This is a genomic window from Streptomyces sp. NPDC006711 (assembly GCF_042869775.1).
In the GTDB taxonomy this organism is placed as follows: domain Bacteria; phylum Actinomycetota; class Actinomycetes; order Streptomycetales; family Streptomycetaceae; genus Streptomyces.
In genome coordinates, this window is the sequence record NZ_JBIAGO010000001.1 from 678,846 (window position 1) to 704,056 (window position 25,211).

Genomic DNA, 25,211 nt, shown 5'->3' on the forward strand with positions numbered 1-25,211 from the left:
GAGTCCATCCGTGACGGAAGGCACCACCGCCCCGGCCGCTGAGGGCGTCGACACCCTCTCCCGCCTGGAGCAGGAGGGGGAGATCGCCGCCGATTACCTGGAGGGCCTGCTCGACATCGCCGACCTCGACGGCGATATCGACATGGACGTCGAGGCGGATCGAGCCGCGGTCTCGATCATCAGTGACAGCAACAGCCGTGACCTGCAGAAGCTGGTCGGCCGTGACGGTGAAGTGCTGGAGGCGCTTCAGGAGCTCACGCGCCTGGCCGTGCACCGGGAGACCGGTGACCGCAGCCGTCTGATGCTGGACATCGGGGGCTACCGGGCCAAGAAGCGCACGGAGCTCGCCGAGCTGGGCGCCAAGACGGCGGACGAGGTCAAGAGCACCGGGGCGCCGGTGAAGCTCGACCCGATGACGCCGTTCGAGCGCAAGGTCGTGCACGACGCCGTTGCGGCCGCCGGGCTGCGCAGCGAGTCGGAGGGCGAGGAGCCGCAGCGCTTCGTCGTCGTACTGCCCGCCTGAGCGGTCATTGCTTTCTCGGCCCCGTCTGTTCGCAGGCGGGGCCGATCTTTGTCAGCCTGATAGTCGGCCACCACAGTGCGGCAACGCCGCCGAGGTAGGGAAGGACGGTCCCCGTGACGGAGGCAGAGGCAGCAGCGGAGCTTCCCCCGGCGCCGGATGAGGCGCGGGAGGTTTTCGGGGAGTTCTTCCCCGAAGCCGTGCGGTACGCGGAGCTGCTCGCGGATGCGGGGGTCAAGCGTGGTCTGATCGGTCCGCGTGAGGTGCCGCGGTTGTGGGAGCGGCATCTGCTGAACTGCGCGGTGCTCTCCGAGGTGGTTCCCGAGGGCGTCACGGTGTGCGACGTGGGCTCGGGGGCGGGCCTGCCGGGCATCCCGCTGGCGCTGGTGCGCCCCGACCTGAAGATCACGCTCCTTGAGCCACTGCTGCGGCGCACCAACTTCCTCCAGGAGGTCGTGGAGCTGCTGGGCCTGGACCACGTCACCGTGGTGCGCGGGCGGGCCGAGGAGATGCTGGGCAAGGTGGCCCCGGTCCATGTGGTGACGGCGCGCGCGGTGGCACCGCTCGACCGGCTGGCCGGCTGGGGTGTGCCGCTGCTGCGTCCCTACGGCGAAATGCTGGCGCTCAAGGGCGACACGGCCGAGGAGGAGATCCAGGGTGCGCGTGCCGCACTGAGCAAGCTCGGTGTGGTGGAGACGTCGGTGCTCCATGTCGGCGAGGGCGTGGTGGACCCGCTGTCCACGGTCGTACGGGTCGAGGTGGGCGAGAGTCCTGGTGGTGTGCGGTTCGCCGCCAAGCGCGCCAAGGCCGCCAGGACGAGCCGTACGCGGCGCCGTCGCTGACCTTCCGCCCCACGCGGAGACGGTTCCGTGGGCGAATGCTCCATAGAAGGCGGCATACGTACGCATTTCGGAGTGTCGTAGCGGTCCCCGTGCAGCACGGATGCATCGTGTTTCACGTGAAACGTCGCTCACTGCTGCATGGAATCATCAGCCGCGGCCGTGCGGCTTCCTCGCCGCGCGATCGCAAGCCGTTCGCGGGGGGCCTCGGGTCCCCCGCAGGGGCTACGGAGTTGTCCACAGAGGTGGATTCGTCCACAGAAGCCCGGGCCTCGCTGGTTCACTGCCCCGAAGACATGGGAGGCTCTGTTCATTGCGAGCCTGAAGTCGAGGAGAGTGAATCCTTGCGGTCCGACGCCAACATCGCGGGACCGATGACCGATCCGGTCCCCGGTCCCCGTACCGAATCGGCGGGGGAGGATGTTTCACGTGAAACACCGCCCCCGATGGACGACACCCCCATCGGTCGTGCTGCCCAGCTGGCGGTGGAAGCTCTCGGCCGTGCCGGTGAGGGTCTGCCCCGGCCGGAGCAGACCCGAATCATGGTCGTTGCCAATCAGAAGGGCGGCGTGGGGAAGACCACGTCCACGGTCAACCTCGCCGCGTCCCTCGCGCTGCATGGCGCGCGGGTCCTGGTTGTCGACCTCGACCCCCAGGGCAACGCCTCGACGGCCCTGGGCATCGATCACCACGCCGAGGTCCCGTCGATCTACGACGTCCTGGTAGAGAGCAGGCCCCTCTCTGAAGTGGTTCAGCCCGTCCCGGACGTCGAGGGTCTTTTCTGTGCGCCGGCCACGATCGATCTCGCCGGTGCGGAGATCGAGCTGGTGTCCCTGGTGGCCAGAGAGAGCCGACTGCAGCGCGCCATCCAGGCGTACGAGCAGCCGCTGGACTACATCCTCATCGACTGCCCGCCTTCGCTGGGCCTGTTGACGGTCAACGCGCTGGTCGCGGGGGCCGAGGTACTGATCCCGATCCAGTGCGAGTACTACGCCCTGGAGGGGCTGGGACAGCTCCTGAGGAACGTCGATCTCGTACGCGGCCACCTCAACCCGACGCTGCACGTCTCGACGATCCTGCTCACCATGTACGACGGCAGGACCAGGCTCGCTTCCCAGGTGGCCGACGAGGTACGCAGCCACTTCGGCAAGGAGGTGCTGCGGACCAGCATCCCGCGCTCGGTCCGCATCTCCGAGGCGCCGAGCTACGGGCAGACGGTGCTCACCTATGACCCGGGCTCCAGCGGCTCGCTCTCCTACCTCGAAGCTGCCCGCGAGATCGCCTTGCGCGGTGTCGGTGTGCAGTACGACCCCACGCACGCGCATGTGGTCAGCCAGAACAACCAGCACAGCATGTCGGAGGGGATCCAGTGAGTGAGCGACGTAGAGGACTGGGACGGGGGCTCGGCGCGCTGATCCCTTCTGCCGCGCAGGAGAAGGCGGGCTCCTCGGTGGGGACGGCTTCCACGTCTCCGTCGTCGGTGCCCGTACTCACCGCGGAACGGGGGGTGGCGGCCGCGAAGGTGGCGACGTTGCCTGCCGCCCCTGTTTCACGTGAAACAACCGCAGTGCGCGAGCCGGAGCCCACGCCGGAGTTCGCCGCCCCGGCCGGTGCGTTCTTCGCCGAGCTGCCGATCGACTCGATCACGCCCAACCCGCGCCAGCCGCGTGAGGTGTTCGACGAGGACGCGCTCTCCGAACTTGTCACCTCCATCAAGGAAGTCGGGCTACTTCAGCCCGTCGTCGTCCGGCAGACCGGCCCTGAGCGCTACGAGCTCATCATGGGCGAGCGGCGCTGGAGGTCCTGTCGTGAGGCGGGCCTTGAGCGGATTCCCGCGATCGTCCGCGAGACGGAGGACGAGAAGCTTCTCCTGGACGCTCTCCTGGAGAACCTGCACCGGGCTCAGCTGAACCCCCTGGAAGAGGCCGCCGCCTACGACCAGTTGCTCCGGGACTTCAAGTGCACCCATGACCAGCTGGCCGACCGCATCGGCCGTTCGCGGCCGCAGGTCTCCAACACGCTGCGTCTGCTGCGGCTCTCGCCGCCGGTGCAGAAGCGGGTAGCCGCCGGGGTGATCTCCGCGGGGCACGCGCGGGCGCTGCTCTCGGTGGAGGACTCCGAGGAACAGGACGGCCTCGCCAAGCGCATTGTGGCCGAGGGGCTTTCGGTGCGGACGGTCGAGGAGATCGTCACGCTGATGAACTCGGAGTCCAAGAGCGCCCCGAAGGCCAAGGGGCCCCGGGCAGGCGCTCTCGTCTCGCCGGCGCTCAGCGACCTGGCGACCCGGCTCTCGGACCGCTTCGAGACACGGGTGAAGGTCGACCTCGGGCAGAAAAAGGGAAAGATCGTCGTCGAGTTCGCCTCGATGGAGGATCTGGAGCGGATCCTCGGCACGCTCGCTCCCGGCGAGGGACGGGTCCTGGAGAAGGGGATCGCCGAGCACGCCGCGCAGGAGGACGACAGCTGAGTTCGTCCGGTCCCGCTCGAGGGCGGGCCGTGTTCCGGTTCTACCGGAACACGGCCCGCCCTTTGCGTGCGGACGGTGTCCCTGCCGTGGGGCGGTGGATACGATGCGTTCTGGTATGGCACAACGACCTTGATCCATCCTCTAGGGAGGGCGGGGGCCATGCGAACGGTGAGCCGCACTCAACTGGTGACGGCGGGGCTCGGTCTCGGGGCGTTCGGCGGGTTCGTCGGCAGCCTGCTGCGGGAGCTGTGCGCGCTGTCGGCCGTGCGGGGGCGGCAGGCGAGGGAAGTGAGGAACATCCGCCATGGGGCGTCGGCTCGTACCGCTCACGCTGGACAACCTTCCGGACCTCCCCAAGCGCTGCCGCGGCTGCGTCTTCTGGGAACTCGATCCCGTCAGCGGAGAAGCGGCGTTAAAGGCGGGCCGGCCGGAAGTGGAGAAGGAGGCCTGGATCTCGGGGGTGCTCCTGGAATGGGGTTCCTGCGGCCGGGTCGTCCATGTCGATGACATCCCGGTCGGCTATGTGCTCTACGCGCCGCCCGCCTATGTGCCCCGCTCCACCGCCTTTCCCACCAGCCCGGTGGCCGCCGACGCCGTCCAACTGATGACCGGGTGGATCATGCCGGGCTACCAGGGACAGGGACTCGGCCGCGTGATGGTGCAGACGGTGGCGAAGGACCTGTTGCGCCGGGGCTTCAAGGCCATCGAGGCATTCGGGGACGCCCAGTGGCAGGAGCCCGCCTGCGTGCTGCCGGCCGACTATCTCTTGTCTGTCGGATTCAAGACCGTACGGCCCCACCCCCGGCATCCGAGGCTGCGCCTGGAACTGCGGACGACGTTGTCCTGGAAGGAGGACGTCGAGCTCGCCCTGGACAGGCTGCTCGGCGCGGTCCAGAAGGAACCGGCCCTCCGGCCGCTGTAGGTGTCGCGCCCATGCGAACGGGCCCGCCCCCCAAAAGGGGCGGGCCCGTTTCACGTGAAACAGCGAGTGCGTGGGGTCTTACTACTCGCCGATGAAGACGTCGAGGTCACGCAGCAGCGCGGCCTTCGGCTTCGCGCCGACGATCGTCTTGGCGACCTCGCCGTGCTGGTAGACGTTGAGCGTCGGAATCGACATCACGCCGTACTTGGCGGCGGTCGTCGGGTTCTGGTCGATGTTGAGCTTGACGATCTCGATCTGGTCGCCGTGCTCGGCGGCGATGGCCTCCAGCGACGGGGCGATCTGGCGGCACGGGCCGCACCACTCGGCCCAGAAGTCCACCAGGACGGGCTTGTCGCTCTTGAGGACGACCTCGTCGAAGTCGGCGTCGGTCACGTGCTTCAGAGTGCCGGCCACGGCAGTCTCCTATGGGGTGTTGGGGGGAGGGGAAAGCTGGGGAGGGGCTGATCAGACCCCGGCGGCGGCCTTCTCGCTGTCGGCGAGGGCGGCAAGGAAGCGCTCCGCGTCCAGGGCGGCGGAACAGCCGGTGCCGGCCGCGGTGATGGCCTGGCGGTAGGTGTGGTCGACGACGTCGCCCGCGCCGAAGACACCCGTCAGGTTGGTCCGGGTCGAGGGGGCCTCGACCTTCAGGTAGCCCTCTTCGTCCAGGTCGAGCTGGCCCTTGAAGAGCTCGGTGCGCGGGTCGTGGCCCACGGCGATGAAGAGACCCGTCACCGGGAGCTCCGACGTGGCGCCGGTCTTGGTGTTGCGCAGCGTCAGCCCCGACAGCTTCTGGTCGCCGTGGATCTCGGCGACCTCGCTGTCCCAGGCGAACTTGATCTTCTCGTCGGCGAAGGCACGCTCCTGCATCGCCTTGGAGGCACGCAGGCTGTCGCGGCGGTGAACGATGGTGACCGACTTGGCGAAGCGCGAGAGGAAGGTCGCCTCCTCCATCGCGGTGTCGCCGCCGCCGACCACGGCGATGTCCTGGTCCTTGAAGAAGAACCCGTCGCACGTGGCACACCACGAGACGCCACGGCCGGACAGCTTGTCCTCGTTGGCCAGACCCAGCTTGCGGTGCTGCGAGCCAGTGGTGACGATGACGGCCTTGGCCCGGTGGACGGTGCCCGCGGTGTCCGTGACGGTCTTGATGTCACCCGTCAGGTCGACGGCGACGACATCGTCGGGGATCAGCTCGGCGCCGAAGCGCTCGGCCTGACCGCGCATGTTGTCCATGAGCTCCGGGCCCATGATGCCGTCCTGGAAGCCAGGGAAGTTCTCCACCTCGGTGGTGTTCATCAGCGCACCACCGGCGGTGACGGCGCCCTCGAACACCAGCGGCTTCAGCGACGCACGTGCGGTGTACAGCGCGGCCGTGTATCCGGCCGGGCCCGAGCCAATGATGATCACGTTACGGACGTCGCTCACGGGTTTCTTCCTCGTCTCTACGGACTGTCTGCTGCCTGTCGGGGCCCCGGTCCAGGACTCTCACCCCACCCAACGGATCCTACGGGGGATGCATTCCCGCGCCGGACAGCAGCGCAGGGCGCCGGTCCGGGCGGGCCCTCAGCCGCGCGGATACGAGTGGGTCAGCAACAGCTTGCCGGGGGCCGAGGACCCCGCGTTCTCGCAGGAGGCGTCGATGACGTACGCCTGCACGTTCGCCGGGTCGGTCTGGTCGGGCAGGACGACGAGATACGCCCGGGTGCCCTCGTAAGTGCCCTGTTCGACGGCCAGCGGCTGCTGGGAGGGGCGTCCGGTGCCGGCCTGGACACACGGCGGGACGGTGGCGGCCGAGCGCAGGCTGTTTGAAGGGTTCTCGTTGGTGTTGGGCACGTTCTGCTGGGACGGAGCGATCTTCGCCGAGGGCGCCTTCTGCGTGCTCTGGCCACCCTGGGACGTGAGCAGCGCCTGGACGCGTCCTTCGAGGCTGGATGCGGAGAAGGTGGTGCCGCCGGGCTGGGAGGCTTGGGACGTGGCCTGCTCGGCGCGGGGGCGCGTCGTACCCGTCTCGATGCCCTGCACGAAGAAGATCCCGGCGCCGATGGCCGCCGCGCCGAGCACGGCCGTGAGCAGCACCCCGCGACGCCTGCGCGACTTGGAGCGGCCCGGGCCTGTGGCCGCGCGGGCATGGCCCGAGGGACGGTCGGCCGGGGCGGTAGCGGCTCCCGGCCGAGAGGCGGCGGGGTCGGCGACAGGTGTGCTCACGACGACGGGTGTTTCACGTGAAACATGCGCGGTTTCACGCGGGGCCCGCTCGGGTGCGGTGGCGTTCAGAAGGGCTTCGGCCGCCAGAGCCGCGTCGATGCGCCCTGCCACATCGGCGGGCATGCGCGCGGGGCCCGGGAGCGTCCCGAGCAGATCCCGGATTTCTTCCAGGGAGTCCCGGACGTCGGCACACAGCGCACAGTCCTGGAGGTGGCGGCGGACGTCCGCCGTGCGGCGGGGAGGCAGGACGCCCTCGGTGAGTTCGGAGATCTCCGAGACGTCCGGGTGTTCCGTTGCTCCGGTCGTGGATGTCACGCGCGCCCACCTCCGCCCTTCACTGCGGCCGAATCGCTCGGTCCTGCGTCGTCCGTGTCCGACCCAGGTGGGACGGATGTCCCCGGCGTCCGGTTCCTTCCCCCACCAGACTCACCGCTACCCCCTGTATCGGCGCGCAGATGAGTGAGCAACGGCAACAGCCGTGCGCGGCCCCGGGCGCAGCGGCTTTTCACCGTGCCGGTGGGGACCTCGAGGACGGCTGCGGCCTCGGCGACGGGGTAACCCTGCATGTCGACGAGGACGAGGGCGGCGCGCTGGTCCGGCGGGAGGGTGCCGAGGGCCGCTATGAGCTGCCGGTGCAGGTCCTGGCGCTCGGCCGGCGCCTCGGCCGACTCGTGGGGCTCCAGGAGCTGGTCGAGGCGTTCGGTGTCGTCGACCGGGGACGTCCTGCGGGAGGCCGTCTTGCGGGCCCGGTCGAGGCAGGCGTTCACGGTGATGCGGTGCAGCCAGGTCGTGACGGCCGACTGGCCCCGGAAGGTGTGGGCGGCCCGGTAGGCGGAGACGAGGGCGTCCTGGACGGCGTCGGCGGCTTCCTCGCGGTCCCCCAGGGTTCTCAGCGCCACCGCCCACAGTCGGTCGCGGTGACGCCGCACGATCTCACCGAAGGCGTCGGGGTCGCCGTCGACATGGCGCGCCAGGAGGTCCTGGTCGCTCATGTCGCCGAGCGTGGCGTCATCCAACAGTGAGCCTCCCCCCGCCGTTCGGTCAGCCGCTGAACTTCACATCCGTGATGCCCTGTTTGTAGCCCGGATCGCTGTAACCGTCACCCGGCGCGTACGGGGCGGCGGTGAGCCAGAGAACCACGTACCGGGTTTTCACCCCGGTCTTCGCCTTGAGGTCCGCCGTGGTGCTCTTGGTCGTCGTCGTGGCGATCTGCTTCATGCCGGAAACGCTCCGACTCGATGACATGGAGTCGGTCGCATACAGCGCGATGGTGGTGTGATCGCCGCCGAAACGGAGCGCTATCGAGGCGGTTGAGACGTCCTTCTCGGAGCCGAGATCGTAGACGATACCCACCCCCTTCTTGAAGGGGGCCAGCTCGGGGCCGTCCACGTAGCTCTTGGAGCGCCAGAATGTCGAGGACTTGCCGTCGTAGGTGCTGGTGACACTATCCGCGTTCTGCGGCTTCCCGTCCGGCGCGTACTCCTGAGCGTCCTGGATCTTGATCGGCGCGGGCGCCTTCGGCTTGTCGCCGTCGTTGCCGGTGTCCGTGGTCGTGGTGTTCCCGGTCTCGTTGGTGCCGCCCTTGTCGTGCTGGAGCAGCGCGTCGGCGAGCTGCCAGCTGCCGAGACCGAGCGCGGCGATCAGGAGCGCGGAGACGGCCCATTTCAGTGCCTTGCCGGTGCGGCCCTGAAGCGGCGGCGGCGGAGGCACGACGGGCTGGGTGACGGCGGGGCCCGGTCCTGCGGCCGGGCGGCCGTATGTGCCCTGCTGGTAGGTGGTGCGCTGGTACTCGGGCGGCGCGGTGAACGCGGGCTCCGGCGGGCGGATGCGCGGCATCTCCCCGATGGCCTTGACCAGCTCGTCCGGCGTGGTGCACGGCGGTTCCTGCCGGGACGCGGTGGCCCCGTCGTTGACCAGCGCCCGCATGGCGAGCTCCGACAGGCCCCGGTGCACACCCGCGCGTACCTGGTCGGGGGCGATCAGACCGACGCCCTTGGGCAGGCCGTGCAGACCGTAGGCGTCGCTCTCGTACGGCCACCGCTGGGTGAGCACGGCGTACAGGAGGGCGCCGATGGCCTCGGTGTCGGTGCGCTGGGGGGTGTCGGAGCTGATGCCGCGCAGGGCGGCGGCCACGGCGAGCCCACGGATGCGGTACTGCCCCGTGGAGGTCCGCAGGACCGAGCCGGGGGTCAGCCTGAGGTGGGCCAGGCCCTCACGATGGGCGGCGGCCATGGCCTGGGAGATCTGCGTGACCATCTGGTAGGCGTCGTGCGCCTCCAGCGGGCCGAGCGCGAGGAGCGCGGTGAGTTCGGTGGCGTCCGGCAGCCATTCGTGGACGACGTAGACGAGGTCGTTCTCCTCCACCGCGTCCAGGACCTGCACGAAGCGAGGGTCGCCGAGCAGCGCGGAGGAGCGGGCGGCGGCCAGTACGGAGCGGGCGCGCGGGTGGTCGGCGGGCAGCAGGTGGACGCCGACGGCTCGGCGGAGCTTCTCGTCGACCGCGCGCCAGCTGCTGAAACCGTCCAGACGGGTGACACACTCCTCGAGGCGGTACCTTCTGGCCAGCTTGTGACCGCTGTGCAGTTCGGGCGTCGCCATGGACGGCTCAGAGGCCTTGCGCTCGCCGCCGGTGCTGTTCGTGCTCTGCTCCGCCGTGTCTGCCGTGTCGATGGACTCCGTCACCCCGTCGGTCGTCGCCTGGTCCGCCTGGGCGGTCAGCGGTGTGTCGCCGCTGTTGTCGGCTACGTCGACGGCAGCCGTGCTACGTTCCGCCACCGTCGCTCCTGCCTCCCCATCCGTTGCGTGCTGTTGGCCAGCCATGCAAAGTCATGCCAATTGTGCCCACAGTCCAGCACTATGCACGACACGCGGTGGCCGGCGATGGTTGTGCGGGGGGCCCGGGCCTCAGCGGCCGAGCCGTCCGCGCACCATTCCGACCATGGCGTTCAGCTCTTCGATGCGCATGCGCTTGGCCGCGACGAAGAAGATTCCGAGCAGCACCCCGCCGCCGATGACCAGGGCCACGACCGATCCTCCCGCGCCCTCGCCCAGGAACTTCAGCAGGCCGAAGCCGACCGCGCCGCCCACCACCGCGGCCGGGACCGCGGCCAGGCACAGACGGGCGTACGTACGCAGGACGTGCGCGCCGTCCAGGTCGCCGCCCAGCCGGTTGCGCAGCCGACGCCAGGCCACGCCGACACCCACCGCGTAGGCCAGACCGTAGGCCGCCGCCATGCCCACGACCGCCCACCGGGCGGGGAGCACCACGTAGCAGGCCGCCGAGACCGCCGCGTTGACGGCCGCCACGATGACCGTGTTGTAGAAGGGCGTGCGGGTGTCTTCGTAGGCGTAGAAGCCGCGCAGCACGACGTACTGCACGGAGTACGGGATCAGGCCGAGCGCGAACGCCATCAGGATGAAGCCCATGGACTGGGCGGCCTGGACGCCGCTTGACGCGTACAGCAGGGTGCACATCGGGACGCCGAGGGCGAGGAAGGCGAAGGCGACGGGCACGATCGCCACCGCCGAGTTGCGCAGGCCCTGGGAGATGTCGTCGCGGACCGCGCCCGGGTCGTTGTCGTGCGCGGCGCGCGAGATGCGCGGCAGCAGCGCGGCCATGACCGAGACGGTGATGATGGCCTGCGGCATGCCCCAGATCAGCTGGGCGTTGGAGTAGGCCAAAAAGCCCGCGCCGTCCCGGCCCGACTGCTTGCCGGCCGCGGTGGCGAGACGCGTCACGACGATGACGCCGGCCTGGTTGGCGAGCACGAACATGACGGTCCACTTGGCGAGCTTGACCGTCTTGCCGAGCCCGTGGCCCCGCCAGTCGAAGCGCGGACGGAAGCGGAAGCCGGTCTCGCGCAGGTAGGGCAGCATCGCCAGGGCCTGCACGACGAGACCGAGCAGGGTGCCGATGCCGAGCAGCCGCACGCCGTCGTGCGGGATGGTCTGGACGCCCATGCGGGATTCGGCGGAGGTGCCGTAGACCCAGATGAACAGGCCGAACGTGCAGATCATCACGATGTTGTTGAGGACCGGGGTCCACATCATCGCGCCGAACTTGCCGCGGGCGTTGAGGATCTGGCCCATCACCACGTGCACACCCATGAAGAAGATCGTGGGCAGGCAGTAGCGGGCGAAGGTCACGGCGACGCTGTTGGCGGCCGCGTCGTTGCCGATGGTGGGCGACATCAGCTGGATCAGCAGCGGCGCCCCGACGACCGCGAGGGTAACGATGGCGCCGAGCGCGACCATGACGAGCGTCAGAAGCCGGTTGGCGTAGGCCTCGCCGCCGTCCTCGTCGTCCTTCATGGAGCGGACCAGCTGCGGCACGAACACCGAGTTCAGACCGCCGCCGACCGTGAGGATGTAGATCATCGTCGGCAGGGTCAGGGCGATGCTGAACGTGTCGCCCAGCAGGGCCGCCCCGAGCGCAGCAGTGATCACCAGGCTGCGGACGAAGCCGGTGAGCCGGGACACCAGGGTGCCCGCGGCCATCACGGCGCTCGACTTCATCAGGCTGGAGGCGCGGCCGCCCGACTGGCGGGGCGGCGCGGGAGCGGGCTCGGGCCCCGGGGGTACCGGAGGCGGGCCCGCCTGCTGCTGGTCGCGGTAGAGATGGGCGAACGCGTCCTGCTCGGGCAGTTCCTCTCCGGCCTGGGTGACCAGGTCGTCGACGCCCACGAACTGGGTGGTCCGCGCGTCGTCGCCATAGGGCAGATGACGCGAGGGCCCCTCCGGTTCGGGCGGCGGTGTCTGCGCCCAGATCCGGGGGTCGGGCGCGTACTGCTGAGCGACGGGCTGCTGATAGAGCGGCTGCTGCTCGGCGTAGGTGCCCGGGGGCGGCGGCGGGTGCGCCGCACGGTCGTACAGCGCCTCGGTCACCGGGTCCTGGGCGGAAAGGTCCTGCGACCGGTACGGGTCGTAGGCATAGGCGTCCTGGATGTACGGATCCGGCGCGGACTGCGGCGGCGGGACCTGGCCCTGCTGGGCGGGTGCCGGGGGCATGCCCGGCGGGGGCACGGCACCATTGCCGGCGCCCTGCCCACGGTCACCGTCGTACGGCGCGTTCATGGTTACCCCACCTCATCGTCCCCGGCCGACCGGCCACGACATAGCTCAATGGTCCACTTTCTCACCCGGGCCGGGCGCGGCCCCGCTTTCGGGACCGGTGTCCGGTGTCGGGTCACTCGGCTGCCCGGGATCGGCGTCCGCCGAACCGTTCGGACGGCCCGGACCGTCGTCGCCCTGAGGCTCATCGCGCGCCGTGGAGCGCTTGCGGTGGGTGTACATCCTGATGCCCGCGAGCACCAGGAGCAGAACGCCGCCGGCGATGACCAGCATCACCGTCGGAGTGATCTCGGAGACCTGGACGGTGAACTCCATCGGGTCACCGTACGGGGTGCCGTCCTCGGTGTAGAGCCGGGCGGTGACCGGGACGGGGCCGTTGGCATTGGCGATGGCGGTGAACTTCACCGACTGGCTGCGGTCGCCGTCCACCTTCACCGGCTGTTCGCCGATCGCGGCGCCGTCCTCGCCCAGCTGGAGTCGGGTGGGGCTCTTCGGCTGGATTCTGAGCACCAGGTGGCCGACGCCCTGCACCAGCTTGTTCTGCACGGTGACGGCGATGGTCGCGCTGCGCCCCGACATGGTCGCGGTCGACTTCTGGATCAGATGGACCTGGTTGGCCAGGCCGTCCAGATAGAGCTGCACACCGGACCGGTAGTTCTGGGCCGCGTCCCCGTCCGTGCGCCAGGACGTCGACATCTCCCGGTTGATGGCGTTGCCGAACGGGGTCACCACGCGGTCCGGCGCGGTCAGGATCACCTTGAACCGGTCCAGGGTGCCCTGGGTGCTCCGCATGTCCTGGAAGGCGTCGACCGGCAGTTCCTGCCGGCGCAGCGTGTCGGAGTAGGCGCCCGGGCCCGGCACCTTCGTCGTGGCGAGCGGGTCGGGCTTGGCCGTGGCCGCCGCCGACAGGTCGAGCGGCTGGGTCCAGCGCTGCGGATCGAGCGCGTGCAGGGACGCGGCCATCGTCTGCGCCTGGCTGACGGACGGCATCCGCTGGGGAGCGACGACGATGCTGCGCTGCTTGTCCGTGTCCTGGAGCGTGATCGCGAGGGTCTGCGCGAGGAAGTCCTGCACCGCCAGGGTCGAGCTGTCGGCCATGGACAGGTCGCCCTGGAAGGCGGTGGAGAGGCCGGCGTCGGCGACGACGGCGCTCGCGCCGCCACCGATCGGTCTGACCGCCGTGGGCGCGTACGACAAGGAGGCGTCCCGCAGGCTGTCGCTGCGTGCGATCACGTTGTGGGCGCCGGCCGACGTCGCGACATCGACGATCGACGGGTCGACGGCGCCGTCCACGGGCCATGAGTAGTCGACCGACGGAGTCACGTGCAGGATCGTGTCGATGGTCTTCTGGGCCACCTCGGTGGCCACCCGCAGATGGCCCAGCGTGCCCGGGACGTCCCGGCCGTGGTGGGCGAGCGAGGCGAGGTCGGGGTCGGCGAAGGGCAGCGCCACGACCTTCTCGCCCTGGACTGCGGCCTCCAGTGCGCTCAGCCATGCCTTGGCCACGTCTTGGCCGGTGCCGTTGACGAGGGTGTCGCCGGCCTTGATCTTGTAGTTGCGGGTCATCGCGTCGACGGTGGCCAGCAGATCGGGATCGATGACCCAGGTCACCGGCAGCTGCTTGCCGAGCGCGACCATCTGGTTCAGCCGGCCGCCCGGCCCGATGTCCCGCGCCAGCGAGTCATCGGCGAAGACCGGGGTCTGCTGGGCGTCCGAACCCGTCTGGGCGGTGAGGTGGGACGAGGAGATCAGCGGCCACAGAAACGTGAGCTGGGTCTTCTTGCCCTCGCTGCCCTCCGGCTGCCACGGCAGGAACGTGCGCTGGATGCCGAGCACGCGGCCCGACGGGTGGCTCGAGGTACGTCCGGACAGGGAGACGCCGAGCGGATAGACCCCGTCCTCGCCGAGGCCGAGCTTGGAGACCGGCACCGAGAGGGTGAAGTCCTGGCTGATCCCGGCGTCGATCCGGTCGAACGTGACCGTGGGCCCGTCGCTGAGCTCCGCCGCGTCGATGCCCGGCGCGAATCCCTTGCGGGAGGCCGTCTCCTCGATGGCGCTGCGTCCGGAGAGCTTCGATCCCACCCGTAGCGCGACATGGGCGCCGGTGACGGCCTGCTTGCCCGTGTTGGTGACCGTTCCGGTGATGGTCAGCGTGTCGCTCTTGATGGGGGCCGAGGGGGCCACCGCGTCCAGGGTCACCGCCACGCTCTGGCCGGACGCGTCCCCGGCCGCCTGCGCCATCGGCGCGGCCGTTGCGGACAGGAGGCTCGCGAACAGCGGCGCCGCTACGAGTAGCGCCGCCGTGCGGCGAAGCCACCGGCGGGCAGGAGAGGGAGTCGTCCCCTGGAAATCTGCCGCGTCGGCCACGCGCTTGCCCGTCCCTCGCTGTCGGTTGCTGCGTCCACGCATGGTAACGATGCGGACTGTGGCTAAGTGCCGCGGACTGCTCGACATGATCGGAAGGGTGCCGTACCGGCGGGCGGCCCTGGCGACCGGGGTCCGTCCCGCGTGGGCATACCGGGGGTCGCGACAAACGGTGACGCCCCGGCCGGTCGGGCCACGTACCCTTTTCTGTTGTGCCGAACGCCAACGAAGACAATCCCAGTGCCCTGAGCCAGGTGCAACGCCGCGCGGTGAGTGAACTGCTCCGGGTGTCCCCAGTCGCGGACGACCTGGCCGTCCGATTCCAGGAGGCGGGCTTCTCGCTCGCCCTGGTCGGCGGATCGGTCCGGGACGCGCTCCTCGGGCGGCTCGGCAACGACCTGGACTTCACCACCGATGCCCGCCCCGAGGACGTGCTGAAGATCGTGCGGCCCTGGGCGGACGCGGTCTGGGAGGTCGGCATCGCCTTCGGCACGGTGGGCTGCCAGAAGGACGGCTACCTCATCGAGGTGACGACCTACCGCTCCGAGGCGTACGACCGGACCTCGCGCAAGCCGGAGGTGTCCTACGGCGACTCCATCGAGGAAGACCTCGTCCGGCGCGACTTCACGGTCAACGCGATGGCGGTGGCGCTGCCGCAGAAGGAGTTCGTCGATCCGTACGGAGGCCTGGAAGACCTGGCCGCGCGGGTGCTGCGGACGCCCGGCACGCCCGAGGAGTCCTTCTCCGACGACCCGCTGCGCATGATGCGCGCCGCGCGCTTCGCCGCTCAGCTGGACTTCGAGGTGGCTCCCGGGGTCGTGACGGCGATGACGGACATGTCCGGCCGTATCGAGATCGTCTCGGCGGAGCGGGTGCGGGACGAGCTGAACAAACTGCTGATCTCCGCCCACCCGAAGAAGGGGTTGCGGCTCCTCGTCGACACCGGGCTCGCCGACCATGTGCTGCCGGAGCTGCCGGCCCTGCGGCTGGAGAGCGATGAGCACCACCGGCACAAGGACGTCTACGAGCACTCGCTGATCGTCCTGGACCAGGCCATCGACCTGGAGCAGGACGGGCCCGACCTGGTCCTGCGCCTCGCGGCGCTGCTGCACGACATCGGCAAGCCGAGGACGCGGCGGTTCGAGTCGGACGGGCGGGTCTCCTTCCACCACCACGAGGTGGTCGGCGCGAAGATGACCAAGAAGCGGATGACCGCGCTGAAGTACTCGAACGACATGGTCAAGGACGTCTCGAAGCTCGTGGAACTGCACCTGCGCTTCCACGGCTACGGCACCGGGGAGTGGACCGACTCGGCGGTGCGCCGGTACGTCCGCGACGCGGGCCCGCTTCTCGACCGCCTGCACAAGCTGACCCGCTCGGACTGCACCACGCGGAACAAGCGCAAGGCGAGCGCACTGTCGCGGGCCTACGACGGTCTGGAAGAGCGGATCGCGGAGCTCCAGGAGCAGGAGGAGCTGGATTCCATCCGCCCCGACCTGGACGGCAACCAGATCATGGAGATCCTGGGCGTCGGGCCGGGGCCGGCCATCGGCAAGGCGTACAAGCACCTGCTGGAACTGCGCCTCGAACATGGCCCCATGGAGCACGACGCGGCCGTCGCGGCGTTGAAGGAGTGGTGGTCCGCGCAGGGCTGAGGTCGTGTTTCACGTGAAACATGACGGCTCGCCGTGCCGGCCCCGGGCCGGTGTTTCACGTGAAACACCGGCCCGGGGCCGACGTGGTTCGCGCCCGGCGGGCGAAGCCATGTCCTCAACGGGAACTCACGTGCGCGAGAAGCGGGTCATGGATACCGCGACCGCCGCATAGATGAGGGACACCGTGATGACGAGGGTGGACGAACGCCCATCGGCGGGGAGTATCAGGGCTGCGACGGCCGCAGCCCCGACGAACGCCATATTGAAGAGGACGTCGTAGAGGGAGAAGATCCGGCCCCGGAACGCGTCGTCCACCGTCGTCTGGATCACCGTGTCCGTGGTGATTTTCGCTCCCTGGGTGACGAGACCCAGGACGAAGGCCCCGACCAGCATGGGGGCCGGGGCGAAGGGCAGGCCGAGCGCGGGCTCGAGCACAGCGGCGGCGCCGGCACACACCACGATCCAGCCGTACTGGCCGAGCCGGTCCACTGCCCAGGGCGTGATGACGGCCGCCATGAAGAAGCCCGCGCCCGAGATGGCCACCGCGAGTCCCAGCAGGGCGAGCCCACCGGTCCTGCTGTCATCGCCCGTGTCTCCGGCCCAGGCGTAGCGGCACAGCATCAGGAGCATGACGGTCAGCGCGCCGTAGCAGAAGCGCATCAGCGTCATCGCGGTGAGGACGCGGGCCGCGGTCCTGCGTTCGTTCAAGTGCCGTACGCCGTCGGCCAGTCCGCGTGCCGTGGAACGGAGCACGGCTGCCAGGCCGGGCCGCACGGTCGTGGGGTCGGGCCCGAGCAGTCCGGCCGGCAGACGCAGGGAGGCCAGAGACGCACCCAAGTAGAGGGCGGCGCCCAGGATGACGGTCGCGGCGTCGGCGTCGATGACGAGGCGTAACGCGAAGGCGAGGCCACCGCCCGCGGTGGCCGCCAGCGTTCCGGCGGTCGGGGAGAGGGAGTTGGCCATGACAAGCCGCTCCGCGTCGACGACGCGGGGCAGGGAAGCCGAGAGCCCCGCGAGGACGAAGCGGTTGACGGCTGTCACGGCGAGAGCGGAGGCATAGAAGAGCCAGTCGGGAGCGGCGCCGAGCACGAGCAGCGCCGTGCAGGCCGCGAGCCCGGTCCGCAGCAGGTTGCCGTAGAGGAAGACCTGCCGGCGTCGCCAGCGGTCGAGCAGCACTCCCGCGAAGGGCCCGACGAGGGAGTACGGAAGGAGCAGTACGGCCATGGCCGAGGCGATCGCGCCGGGCGAGGCCTGCTTCTCGGGGGAGAAGACGACGTACGTGGCGAGAGCGACCTGGTAGACACCGTCCGCGGCCTGGGACAGCAGCCGTACCGCCAGCAGGTGCCGGAAGTGCTTCAGGCGCAGGAGCACGCGGAGGTCACGTACGACGGGCATGTGAGCAAGCGTCACATACGAGAAGGGTCCCCGTGCGCACCGGGCGCACGGGGACCCTCGACGGTCCTGGGAAGGGCGAGCTCTAGCGCTCGACCTCGCCCTTGATGAACTTCTCGACGTTGGCGTAGGCCTCGTCGTCGAAGTACTGGACCGGCGGGGACTTCATGAAGTAGCTCGACGCCGACAGGATCGGGCCGCCGATGCCGCGGTCCTTGGCGATCTTCGCGGCGCGCAGGGCGTCGATGATGACACCCGCGGAGTTCGGGGAGTCCCAGACCTCGAGCTTGTACTCGAGGTTCAGCGGGACGTCGCCGAAGGCGCGGCCCTCGAGGCGCACGTACGCCCACTTGCGGTCGTCCAGCCAGGCCACGTAGTCCGAGGGACCGATGTGGACGTTCTTCTCGCCCATGTCGCGGTCGGGGATCTGCGAGGTGACGGCCTGCGTCTTCGAGATCTTCTTCGACTCGAGGCGGTCGCGCTCCAGCATGTTCTTGAAGTCCATGTTGCCGCCGACGTTGAGCTGCATGGTGCGCTCAAGACGGACACCGCGGTCCTCGAACAGCTTGGCCATCACGCGGTGCGTGATGGTGGCGCCGACCTGCGACTTGATGTCGTCGCCGACGATCGGGACGCCCGCCTCGGTGAACTTGTCCGCCCACTCCTTGGTGCCCGCGATGAAGACGGGGAGAGCGTTGACGAACGCGACCTTGGCGTCGATGGCGCACTGCGCGTAGAACTTCGCGGCGTCCTCGGAACCGACCGGCAGGTAGCAGACCAGAACGTCGACCTGCTTGTCCTTGAGGACCTGGACGATGTCCACCGGAGCCTCGGGGGACTCCTCGATGGTCATGCGGTAGTACTTGCCGAGACCGTCCAGGGTGTGGCCGCGCTGGACCGTGACGCCCTTGTTCGGGACGTCGCAGATCTTGATGGTGTTGTTCTCGCTGGCGCCGATGGCGTCCGACAGGTCGAGGCCGACCTTCTTGGCGTCGACGTCGAACGCGGCGACGAACTCCACGTCACCGACGTGGTAGTCGCCGAACTGGACGTGCATCAGACCCGGGACCTTGGCGGCCGGATCGGCGTCCTTGTAGTACTCGACGCCCTGCACCAGCGAGGCGGCGCAGTTGCCCACGCCGACGATGGCTACGCGAACCGAACCCATTCCGGTTGCTCCCTGTTAGATCTCTTCGAAGTCCTGCGTACGCAGGCACTTCAGTTGGCGGTGTCCTCGGACGGATCCGGCCGGGTGCTGTCCCGGTGCCGGGGCAGACCGCCCGTCTCTCCTGATGTGTGGTCCTGCTGAGCGGAGCCGGTGGCGGGACCGGATCGCTGATCCCGCCCCGCTCGCTCGCTCTCGATGAGCTCGTTCAGCCAGCGCACTTCGCGCTCCACGGACTCCATGCCGTGGCGCTGCAGCTCAAGCGTGTAGTCGTCCAGGCGCTCGCGCGTACGGGCCAGGGAGGCGCGCATCTTCTCCAGACGCTCCTCCAGCCGGCTGCGACGCCCTTCCAGCACGCGCATCCGCACCTCGCGCTCCGTCTGGCCGAAGAAGGCGAAACGGGCGGCGAAGTGCTCGTCCTCCCAGGTGTCGGGGCCGGTGTGGGAGAGCAGCTCCTCGAAGTGCTCCTTCCCCTCCGCCGTCAACCGGTAGACGATCTTGGCGCGGCGCCCTGCGAGTGAAGCGGCCAGCGCTTCCTCGGGTGCGCTGCCCGGCTCCTCGATCAGCCAGCCGTTGGCGACCAGCGTCTTGAGGCAGGGATAGAGGGTCCCGTAACTGAAGGCCCGGAAGATCCCCAACGACGTGTTGAGCCGCTTGCGCAGCTCGTAACCGTGCATCGGGGCCTCACGGAGCAGCCCGAGTACGGCGAATTCGAGGATGCCGGAGCGTCTGCTCATCCTTCGCCTCCTCGACGGTCGGGGACCTTTATGCCGTGCTGATGTATCGACTCGATACATCAGCACGATAGGGCGGCGCGGCAGTCGCGGCAAGAGGGGCCATGGTGAACGGCGTCACATCCTGGATTCACAGGCAGCAAGTTGCCTGATTTGGGGTGAACTTCGGCCCTAGGGAGGTTTTGAGCGTGCGTAGTCTGTGCGCCATGCAGACCACTGTGTGCCGAGTGACGTCAGGGGGCGTCGGCGTGTTTCACGCCATCGGCACACGGGACGCAGTGCGGCGGTGTCCCACGCGGGATCGCGGCGCACACCCGGGGGGACAGGAACTCAGCTGCCGTTTCCAGGCGCTCTCGCCTGCCCGAGGAGTAGTCGTTCGATGAGCGAGCACCGTCGCAAACCGCCGCAGCCCCAAGGCGGTGGACGTGCTGCGGCCCGACGCGCCGCGCAGCAGCCCCCCGGTCGCAGGGGGGCTCGGCCGTCGGCCCATTCCCCGTCGGAGCCGTACGGATCGACGTCCGCCCCTCGGGAGGAGGAGCCCTCCTACGGTGGCCGGGCCGAGGCGCGCCGCGCCCAGCGAGGCGGAAGCCGAAGGCGCGGCGCGGACGTGGCGGGTCCTCCCCGGGGCCCGGGAAGGCGACCGGGCAGGGCGGGTGCGGCGGGTGGCAAGCCGCCCAAGAGGCGGTTCATCGACTACCCGCGCTTCGGCAGGCAGGGGTGGCGACGATGGGTGCCGTCCTGGAAGCTCGTCAGCGCCTGCTGCCTGGGCTGTTTCGGCCTGCTTGTCGCCTTCATCGGCGTGGCCTACTACATGGTGGCCATTCCGGATGTCGCCCAGGCGGCGAAGGCCCAGAACAACGTTTACTACTGGGCCGACGGGTCCCAGATGGTCGCCACCGGCGGCGAGGTCAACCGCCAGATCATCCCGTACGAGCAGATCCCCAAGGCGATGCAGTACGCCGTCATCTCGGCCGAGAACAAGACCTTCGAGACCGACAGCGGCGTCGACCCGCAGGGCATCGCCCGCGCCCTGCTGAACATGGCCAAGGGTGGCCAGACCCAGGGCGGTTCGACCATCACGCAGCAGTACGTGAAGAACGCGCAGCTCGACGACCAGTCGCAGACGATCAGCCGCAAGTTCAAAGAGCTCTTCATCTCCATCAAGGTCGGCGCGACCACGAAGAAGTCCGAGATCATGGCGGGCTATCTGAACACCGCCTACTACGGCCGGGGTGCCTACGGTCTGCAAGCGGCGGCCCGTACGTACTACAGCAAGGACGCCAAGGACCTGGACCCGAGCCAGTGCGCCTTCCTCGCCTCATTGCTCAAGGGCGCGACCTACTTCGACCCGGCCGGTGCCCCCGAGATCGATCCCGCGGCCACGGCGGAGCAGAACACCAAGAACGCCACCGAGCGCTGGGCCTGGATCCTCGACCAGGAGGTCAAGGACAAGCACATGGCCGCCGCCGAGCGCGCCACGTACCGCCTGTTCCCGATGCCCGACAAGCCGAAGAAGGGCGCGAACCTGAGCGGGCAGATCGGCTATCTGGTGTCCTTGGCCCAGGCGTCCGCGAAGAACAGCAACCCGGACATCAACATGGCCCAGGGCGGCTACCAGATCTACACGACCTTCGACAAGAAGAAGGTCCAGGAGATGGAGAGCGTGGTCCAGAAGGTCCGGGACAAGAACATCGACCCGAAGAAGCGCCCCGACGTGGACACCTTCGTCCAGTTCGGCGCCGCATCGGTGGATGTGAAGACCGGGGCCATCGTGGCCATCTACGGCGGTGACGACGCCACCAAGCACTTCACCAACAACGCCGACGAAACCGGCGCCCAGGTCGGCTCGACCTTCAAGCCGTTCGTCCTGGCGGCCGGGATGGAGTACGGAAAGCGCGACCCGAACAAGCCGGCCTCCCAAAGCGACTCGGCCCGCACCCCCGTCTCGCCGGACAGCATCTACAGCGGCAAGAACAAGCTGAAGATCAAGAACTACGACGGGAGCGTCTGGAAGGACCAGAACGGCAACGAGTGGCTTCAGACGAACGACGGCAATGAGTCCTACAACCCGCCGAGCTACGCCATCGACCTGCGCTACGCCATGCAGGAGTCGGTGAACACGCCCTATGTGCAGCTCGGTATGGACGTCGGCACCGACAAGGTGAAGCAGGCCGCCATGGCCGCGGGGCTGCGCGACAGCAAGACCAGCATGGCCTCCTCCAGCGTGCCGTCGTTCTCCATCGGCACGTCGTCGCCCAGCGCGATCCGGATGGCCGGCGCGTACGCCACGTTCGCCGCGAGCGGCACACAGCGCGACCCGTACTCCGTGACGTCCGTGAAGAAGGACGGCAAGGTCATCTTCCAGCACGAGGACCAGGCCAAGAGCGCCTTCCCGGCCGCCGTCGCCAACAACGTCACGGACGTGCTGAAGACCGTGGTCGACAAGGGCACCGGAACCAACGCCAAGCTCAGTGGGCGTCAGGTGGCGGGAAAGACCGGTACCACCGACGGCAACCGGTCGGCATGGTTCGTCGGCTACACCCCCCAGTACTCGACCGCGGTCGGCATGTACCGGCTCGACGACAACGAGACCAGCAAGAAGCGCGAGTTCTTGAAGATGTTCGGGACGGGCGGCCAGGAGAAGATCCATGGTGCGTCGTTCCCGTCGACCATCTGGCACGACTACATGGAGCAGGCGCTGGGCAACTCCCCCGCACTCTCCTTCCCGGCTCCCGAAAAGATCGGTGACAAGGTCTACGGCGGGGGCATGTCGCCCAGCCCCACCCCGGTTCCGACCCCCAGCACCGTGCCTTCGCCGTCTCCGTCCATCAAGCCGTCCCACACCCCCTCGGCCTCCCCGTCCCCGAGCCCCAGCGCCTCTTGCAGCAAGTGGGACTGGACGTGCAACGACACGGGGGGTACCAACCAGGGCCCGACGACGGGCGGCGCGGACGGCGGGCCGATGCCCAGTCCGACGCCCACCCGATCCAAGCCCGGCGGGCCGGGCACTGGTGGCACTGGTGGCGGTGGCGGACCGGGCGGCGGGCCCGGGGGCTGGTTCGGAGGAACCGGCGGATAGCGCGGCCGACTGGCGACGGGGGGTGTGTTTCACGTGAAACACACCCCCCGTTTCACGTGAAACGGAGTTCGCTCGCGATGTCGTTTCACGTGAAACACGGCGGCTCCCCGTATCCACAGCGGTGTACGGCAGGATGTCCGGCATGACGAGCGAGACGAGCCCCCGTGTGTACGAGGACCGGCGCGGAGACTCCGCGGTACCCGTCGTGCGCCCCACGGATCAGGACGAGGTCGCCGCAGCGGGCAGCCAGCTGATCGGTGGCCCGATCGGCCGCTGGGCCAGGCCCGGCCACCGTTGGCTCACGCCGGTCAGGATCGTCGTGCTCGTCGCGCTCGGCATGTTCGCCCTGGGGATGGCCCAGAAGGTGCCGTGCTACGACTGGGCCTGGTTCCGGGGCGCCAATTCGCAGTACACGCACGCCTGTTACTCGGACATCCCTCACCTGTACTCGCTGCGCGGGTTCGCCGACAACCTGGTGCCGTACTTCGACCGCCTCAACGGCGACATGAACTACCTCGAATACCCGGTGCTTACGGGGCTGTTCATGGAAGTCGCCTCCTGGCTCACTCCGGGCAGCGGCGACATGCAGCACCGCGAGCAGATGTACTGGATGGCCAACGCGGGCATGCTGATGGTCTGCACGGCCGTGATCGCCGTCTGCGTGGCGCGCACGCACCGTCGCCGCCCCTGGGACGCCCTGCTGGTCGCCCTCGCCCCTGCCTTCGCGCTCACGGCCACCATCAACTGGGACCTGTTCGCCGTCGCTCTCACCGCGGTCGCCCTGCTGATGTGGTCGCGCAGCCGTCCACTCGCCTTCGGGATCCTGATCGGCCTCGCGACGGCCGCGAAGCTCTACCCCGTACTGATCCTCGGGCCGTTGCTCGTCCTGTGCTGGCGGGCCGGCAAATGGCGGGAGTTCGGGGCGGCGGCGCTGGGGGCCGCCGGTGCCTGGCTGATCGTGAACCTGCCGGTGATGCTCCTGGCGCCCGAGGGGTGGAAGAAGTTCTACACCTTCAGCCAGGAGCGGTCCGTCGACTTCGGATCGTTCTGGCTGATCATTTCGCAGCGCACGGGCAAGGGCCTGGACACCGATCTGGTGAACACGCTGGCTCTGCTCCTGATGGTGCTCGCCTGCGCCGGCATCACGGTGCTGACCCTGACCGCGCCGCGCCGCCCCCGCTTCGCCCAGCTCGCCTTCCTGGTCGTCGCCGCGTTCATCCTCACCAACAAGGTCTACTCACCGCAGTACGTTCTGTGGCTGATCCCGCTGGCCGCGCTGGCCCGGCCCCGTTGGCGGGACTTCCTGATCTGGCAGGCCGGTGAGGTCGCCTACTTCCTCGGAATCTGGCTGTACCTCGCGTACACGATGAGCGGGGAGAAGCACCAGGGCCTGCCACCCGAGGGCTATCAACTCGCCATCGCCGTGCACCTGTTGGCCACGCTGTACCTCTGCGCCGCAGTGGTGCGCGACATCCTGATGCCGGAACGGGACGTCGTACGCCGCGACGGGTCGGACGATCCGTCCGGCGGGGTACTCGACCGCGCCGAGGACGTCTTCGTGCTCGGCCAGGCGGCCCATCCCCCGCGGCACGCGGTCACCCTCGAAGAGGGACCACGGGTCGAGTGGGGCGCACGCACCTCGGCGTCCTGAAGAACGTACGGGCACGGCTCGGGCCCCTGACCGGCGGCGGCTGTCGCCGGTCAGGGGCCCGAAGTGTGGGGGCGGGAGAGCCCCGCTCAGCGTTCGATGAGGCGGTCGAACTGCGTCGTCGTGTGGCGCAGGTGAGCCACCAGCTCGTCGCCCACGCGCGGCTCCTGCGAGTCCGAGGGCACGAACAGGATGGACACCTGCATGTGCGGCGGCTCCGCGAACCAGCGCTGTTTGCCCGCCCAGACGAACGGCGACAGGTTGCGGTTGACGGTGGCCAGTCCCGCGCGGGCCACTCCCTTGGCGCGCGGCATCACGCCGTGCAGGGCCTTGGGAGCTTCAAGCCCGACACCGTGGGAGGTGCCGCCGGCGACCACGACCAGCCAGCCGTCGGAGGCCACCTTCTGCTGGCGGTAGCCGAACCGGTCGCCCTTGGTGACCCGCGTGACGTCGAGGACGGAGCCCCGGTACTGGGTCGCCTCGTGGTCGCCGAGCCACAGCCGCGTACCGATGCGCGCCCGGAAGCGGGTCTGCGGGAACTGCTGCTGCAACCGGGCCTGCTCCTCGGCGCGCAGGTGGCTGACGAACATGGTGTGCAGCGGCAGCCGGGCCGCGCGCAGCCGGTCCATCCACGCGATGACCTCCTCGACGGCGTCCGAGCCGTCGGTGCGGTCCAGCGGAAGGTGCAGCGCAAAGCCTTCGAGGCGTACGTCCTCGATGGCGGAGCGGAGCAGCCCAAGCTCCTCCTCCTTCACACCGTGGCGCTTCATCGAGCTCATGCACTCGATGACCACCCGGGCGCCCACCAGGGCGTGCACACCGTCCACGGAGGAGACGGAGCGGATGACCCGGTCGGGCAGCGGCACCGGCTCCTCGCCGCGCCGGAACGGCGTCAGGACGAGCAGGTCGCCGCTGAACCAGTCCTTGATCCGGGCTGCCTCGTAGGTGGTGCCGACCGCCAGGATGTCCGAGCCGAACCGGGACACCTCGTCCGCCAGCCGCTCATGGCCGAAGCCGTAGCCGTTGCCCTTGCAGACCGGGACGATGCCCGGAAATTGATCGATCACGGACTTCTGGTGCGCCCGCCAGCGAGCGGAGTCGACGTAGAGGGTGAGCGCCATGGCCGTCCGGACCTTTCTGATGACTGCGAG

19 protein-coding genes are annotated in these 25,211 nt (G+C 69.2%); 8 read left to right on the forward strand and 11 right to left on the reverse strand.

The genetic code is table 11. From position 1 onward, the window contains the following. Nucleotides 1–10: 10 nt before the first annotated feature. The 5 genes from ACFYM2_RS02970 (at nucleotide 11) to ACFYM2_RS02990 (ending at nucleotide 4,748) form a co-directional block, all read left to right on the forward strand. Complete coding sequence (locus ACFYM2_RS02970) at nucleotides 11–523, forward strand: protein jag (RefSeq protein WP_388457571.1); 513 nt, start codon at nucleotides 11–13, stop codon at nucleotides 521–523. A 113-nt stretch (nucleotides 524–636) separates the two neighbouring features. After that, nucleotides 637–1,362 (forward strand): 16S rRNA (guanine(527)-N(7))-methyltransferase RsmG, encoded by a 726-nt coding sequence (gene rsmG / locus ACFYM2_RS02975; protein WP_350231472.1) that lies wholly within the window; start codon nucleotides 637–639, stop codon nucleotides 1,360–1,362. A 293-nt stretch (nucleotides 1,363–1,655) separates the two neighbouring features. Beyond that, on the forward strand, nucleotides 1,656–2,732 hold the full coding sequence (locus ACFYM2_RS02980) for a ParA family protein (RefSeq protein WP_350231473.1): 1,077 nt from the start codon (nucleotides 1,656–1,658) through the stop codon (nucleotides 2,730–2,732). Then, on the forward strand, nucleotides 2,729–3,826 hold the full coding sequence (locus tag ACFYM2_RS02985) for a ParB/RepB/Spo0J family partition protein (RefSeq protein ID WP_359002570.1): 1,098 nt from the start codon (nucleotides 2,729–2,731) through the stop codon (nucleotides 3,824–3,826). Before ACFYM2_RS02980 ends, ACFYM2_RS02985 begins: the two co-directional genes overlap by 4 nt. A gap of 304 nt (nucleotides 3,827–4,130) precedes the next feature. Continuing rightward, nucleotides 4,131–4,748, forward strand: coding sequence for a GNAT family N-acetyltransferase (locus tag ACFYM2_RS02990; protein WP_350231475.1), 618 nt, complete (start codon nucleotides 4,131–4,133; stop codon nucleotides 4,746–4,748). 81 nt (nucleotides 4,749–4,829) lie between these two features. Here ACFYM2_RS02990 and trxA read toward each other — a convergent pair whose 3' ends face one another. From trxA to ACFYM2_RS03025, 7 genes are all read right to left on the reverse strand, one after another. Continuing rightward, a complete protein-coding gene (gene trxA, locus ACFYM2_RS02995) occupies nucleotides 4,830–5,162 on the reverse strand; it encodes a thioredoxin (protein WP_350231476.1) in 333 nt (110 codons plus the stop codon). A gap of 51 nt (nucleotides 5,163–5,213) precedes the next feature. After that, nucleotides 5,214–6,173: a thioredoxin-disulfide reductase gene (trxB, locus tag ACFYM2_RS03000; protein ID WP_350231477.1), complete on the reverse strand. Its 960-nt coding sequence runs from the start codon at nucleotides 6,171–6,173 to the stop codon at nucleotides 5,214–5,216. Between the two features lie 138 nt (nucleotides 6,174–6,311). Beyond that, a complete protein-coding gene (locus ACFYM2_RS03005; RefSeq protein WP_359002567.1) occupies nucleotides 6,312–7,268 on the reverse strand; it encodes a hypothetical protein in 957 nt (318 codons plus the stop codon). Beyond that, nucleotides 7,265–7,969, reverse strand: a complete 705-nt coding sequence (sigM, locus tag ACFYM2_RS03010; RefSeq protein WP_359002565.1) for an RNA polymerase sigma factor SigM — start codon at nucleotides 7,967–7,969, stop codon at nucleotides 7,265–7,267. The genes ACFYM2_RS03005 and sigM overlap by 4 nt, the downstream gene beginning before the upstream one ends. Before the next feature lie 25 nt (nucleotides 7,970–7,994). Beyond that, nucleotides 7,995–9,728 carry a protein kinase family protein gene (locus ACFYM2_RS03015; RefSeq protein ID WP_388457578.1) on the reverse strand — a complete coding sequence of 578 codons (1,734 nt, stop codon included), beginning with the start codon at nucleotides 9,726–9,728 and terminating at the stop codon, nucleotides 7,995–7,997. Between the two features lie 129 nt (nucleotides 9,729–9,857). Further along, on the reverse strand, nucleotides 9,858–12,026 hold the full coding sequence (gene murJ, locus ACFYM2_RS03020; protein WP_359002561.1) for a murein biosynthesis integral membrane protein MurJ: 2,169 nt from the start codon (nucleotides 12,024–12,026) through the stop codon (nucleotides 9,858–9,860). A gap of 45 nt (nucleotides 12,027–12,071) precedes the next feature. Further along, nucleotides 12,072–14,390 carry a DUF6049 family protein gene (locus ACFYM2_RS03025; RefSeq protein ID WP_388832809.1) on the reverse strand — a complete coding sequence of 773 codons (2,319 nt, stop codon included), beginning with the start codon at nucleotides 14,388–14,390 and terminating at the stop codon, nucleotides 12,072–12,074. 209 nt (nucleotides 14,391–14,599) lie between these two features. Here ACFYM2_RS03025 and ACFYM2_RS03030 point away from each other — a divergent pair, with 209 nt between their 5' ends. After that, on the forward strand, nucleotides 14,600–16,042 hold the full coding sequence (locus tag ACFYM2_RS03030; RefSeq protein ID WP_388832812.1) for a CCA tRNA nucleotidyltransferase: 1,443 nt from the start codon (nucleotides 14,600–14,602) through the stop codon (nucleotides 16,040–16,042). A 126-nt stretch (nucleotides 16,043–16,168) separates the two neighbouring features. On the opposite strand, the gene ACFYM2_RS03035 is transcribed toward ACFYM2_RS03030, so the two are convergent. The 3 genes from ACFYM2_RS03035 to ACFYM2_RS03045 all read right to left on the reverse strand — a co-directional run bounded on the left by ACFYM2_RS03035 (nucleotide 16,169) and on the right by ACFYM2_RS03045 (nucleotide 19,336). Beyond that, nucleotides 16,169–17,437, reverse strand: coding sequence for an MFS transporter (locus ACFYM2_RS03035; protein ID WP_388832815.1), 1,269 nt, complete (start codon nucleotides 17,435–17,437; stop codon nucleotides 16,169–16,171). 82 nt (nucleotides 17,438–17,519) lie between these two features. Beyond that, nucleotides 17,520–18,602, reverse strand: a complete 1,083-nt coding sequence (locus tag ACFYM2_RS03040) for an inositol-3-phosphate synthase (protein WP_359002553.1) — start codon at nucleotides 18,600–18,602, stop codon at nucleotides 17,520–17,522. A 50-nt stretch (nucleotides 18,603–18,652) separates the two neighbouring features. Further along, on the reverse strand, nucleotides 18,653–19,336 hold the full coding sequence (locus tag ACFYM2_RS03045) for a PadR family transcriptional regulator (RefSeq protein WP_267058324.1): 684 nt from the start codon (nucleotides 19,334–19,336) through the stop codon (nucleotides 18,653–18,655). Nucleotides 19,337–19,712: 376 nt separating this feature from the next. Between ACFYM2_RS03045 and ACFYM2_RS03050 the strand changes: the two genes are divergently transcribed. Both ACFYM2_RS03050 and ACFYM2_RS03055 read left to right on the forward strand, forming a co-directional pair. Continuing rightward, nucleotides 19,713–22,412 (forward strand): transglycosylase domain-containing protein, encoded by a 2,700-nt coding sequence (locus tag ACFYM2_RS03050; RefSeq protein ID WP_388832818.1) that lies wholly within the window; start codon nucleotides 19,713–19,715, stop codon nucleotides 22,410–22,412. Between the two features lie 142 nt (nucleotides 22,413–22,554). Beyond that, nucleotides 22,555–24,063 (forward strand): glycosyltransferase family 87 protein, encoded by a 1,509-nt coding sequence (locus ACFYM2_RS03055; protein ID WP_388457589.1) that lies wholly within the window; start codon nucleotides 22,555–22,557, stop codon nucleotides 24,061–24,063. Between the two features lie 86 nt (nucleotides 24,064–24,149). On the opposite strand, the gene ACFYM2_RS03060 is transcribed toward ACFYM2_RS03055, so the two are convergent. Then, the gene (locus tag ACFYM2_RS03060) at nucleotides 24,150–25,181 is read right to left on the reverse strand and encodes an alanine racemase (protein WP_359002547.1); all 1,032 of its coding nucleotides are present in this window, start codon (nucleotides 25,179–25,181) and stop codon (nucleotides 24,150–24,152) included. Nucleotides 25,182–25,211: the final 30 nt, after the last annotated feature.

Bases quoted from the DNA above. Each gene is read 5' to 3' on its own strand.
- ACFYM2_RS02980 (WP_350231473.1), top strand. From the start codon at position 1,656: ATGGGAGGCTCTGTTCATTGCGAGCCTGAAGTCGAGGAGAGTGAATCC.
- ACFYM2_RS02990 (WP_350231475.1), top strand. From the start codon at position 4,131: ATGGGGCGTCGGCTCGTACCGCTCACGCTGGACAACCTTCCGGACCTC.
- murJ (WP_359002561.1), bottom strand. From the start codon at position 12,026: ATGAACGCGCCGTACGACGGTGACCGTGGGCAGGGCGCCGGCAATGGT.
- ACFYM2_RS03035 (WP_388832815.1), bottom strand. From the start codon at position 17,437: ATGCCCGTCGTACGTGACCTCCGCGTGCTCCTGCGCCTGAAGCACTTC.
- ACFYM2_RS03040 (WP_359002553.1), bottom strand. From the start codon at position 18,602: ATGGGTTCGGTTCGCGTAGCCATCGTCGGCGTGGGCAACTGCGCCGCC.
- ACFYM2_RS03045 (WP_267058324.1), bottom strand. From the start codon at position 19,336: ATGAGCAGACGCTCCGGCATCCTCGAATTCGCCGTACTCGGGCTGCTC.
- ACFYM2_RS03050 (WP_388832818.1), top strand. From the start codon at position 19,713: ATGAGCGAGCACCGTCGCAAACCGCCGCAGCCCCAAGGCGGTGGACGT.
- ACFYM2_RS03055 (WP_388457589.1), top strand. From the start codon at position 22,555: ATGACGAGCGAGACGAGCCCCCGTGTGTACGAGGACCGGCGCGGAGAC.
- ACFYM2_RS03060 (WP_359002547.1), bottom strand. From the start codon at position 25,181: ATGGCGCTCACCCTCTACGTCGACTCCGCTCGCTGGCGGGCGCACCAG.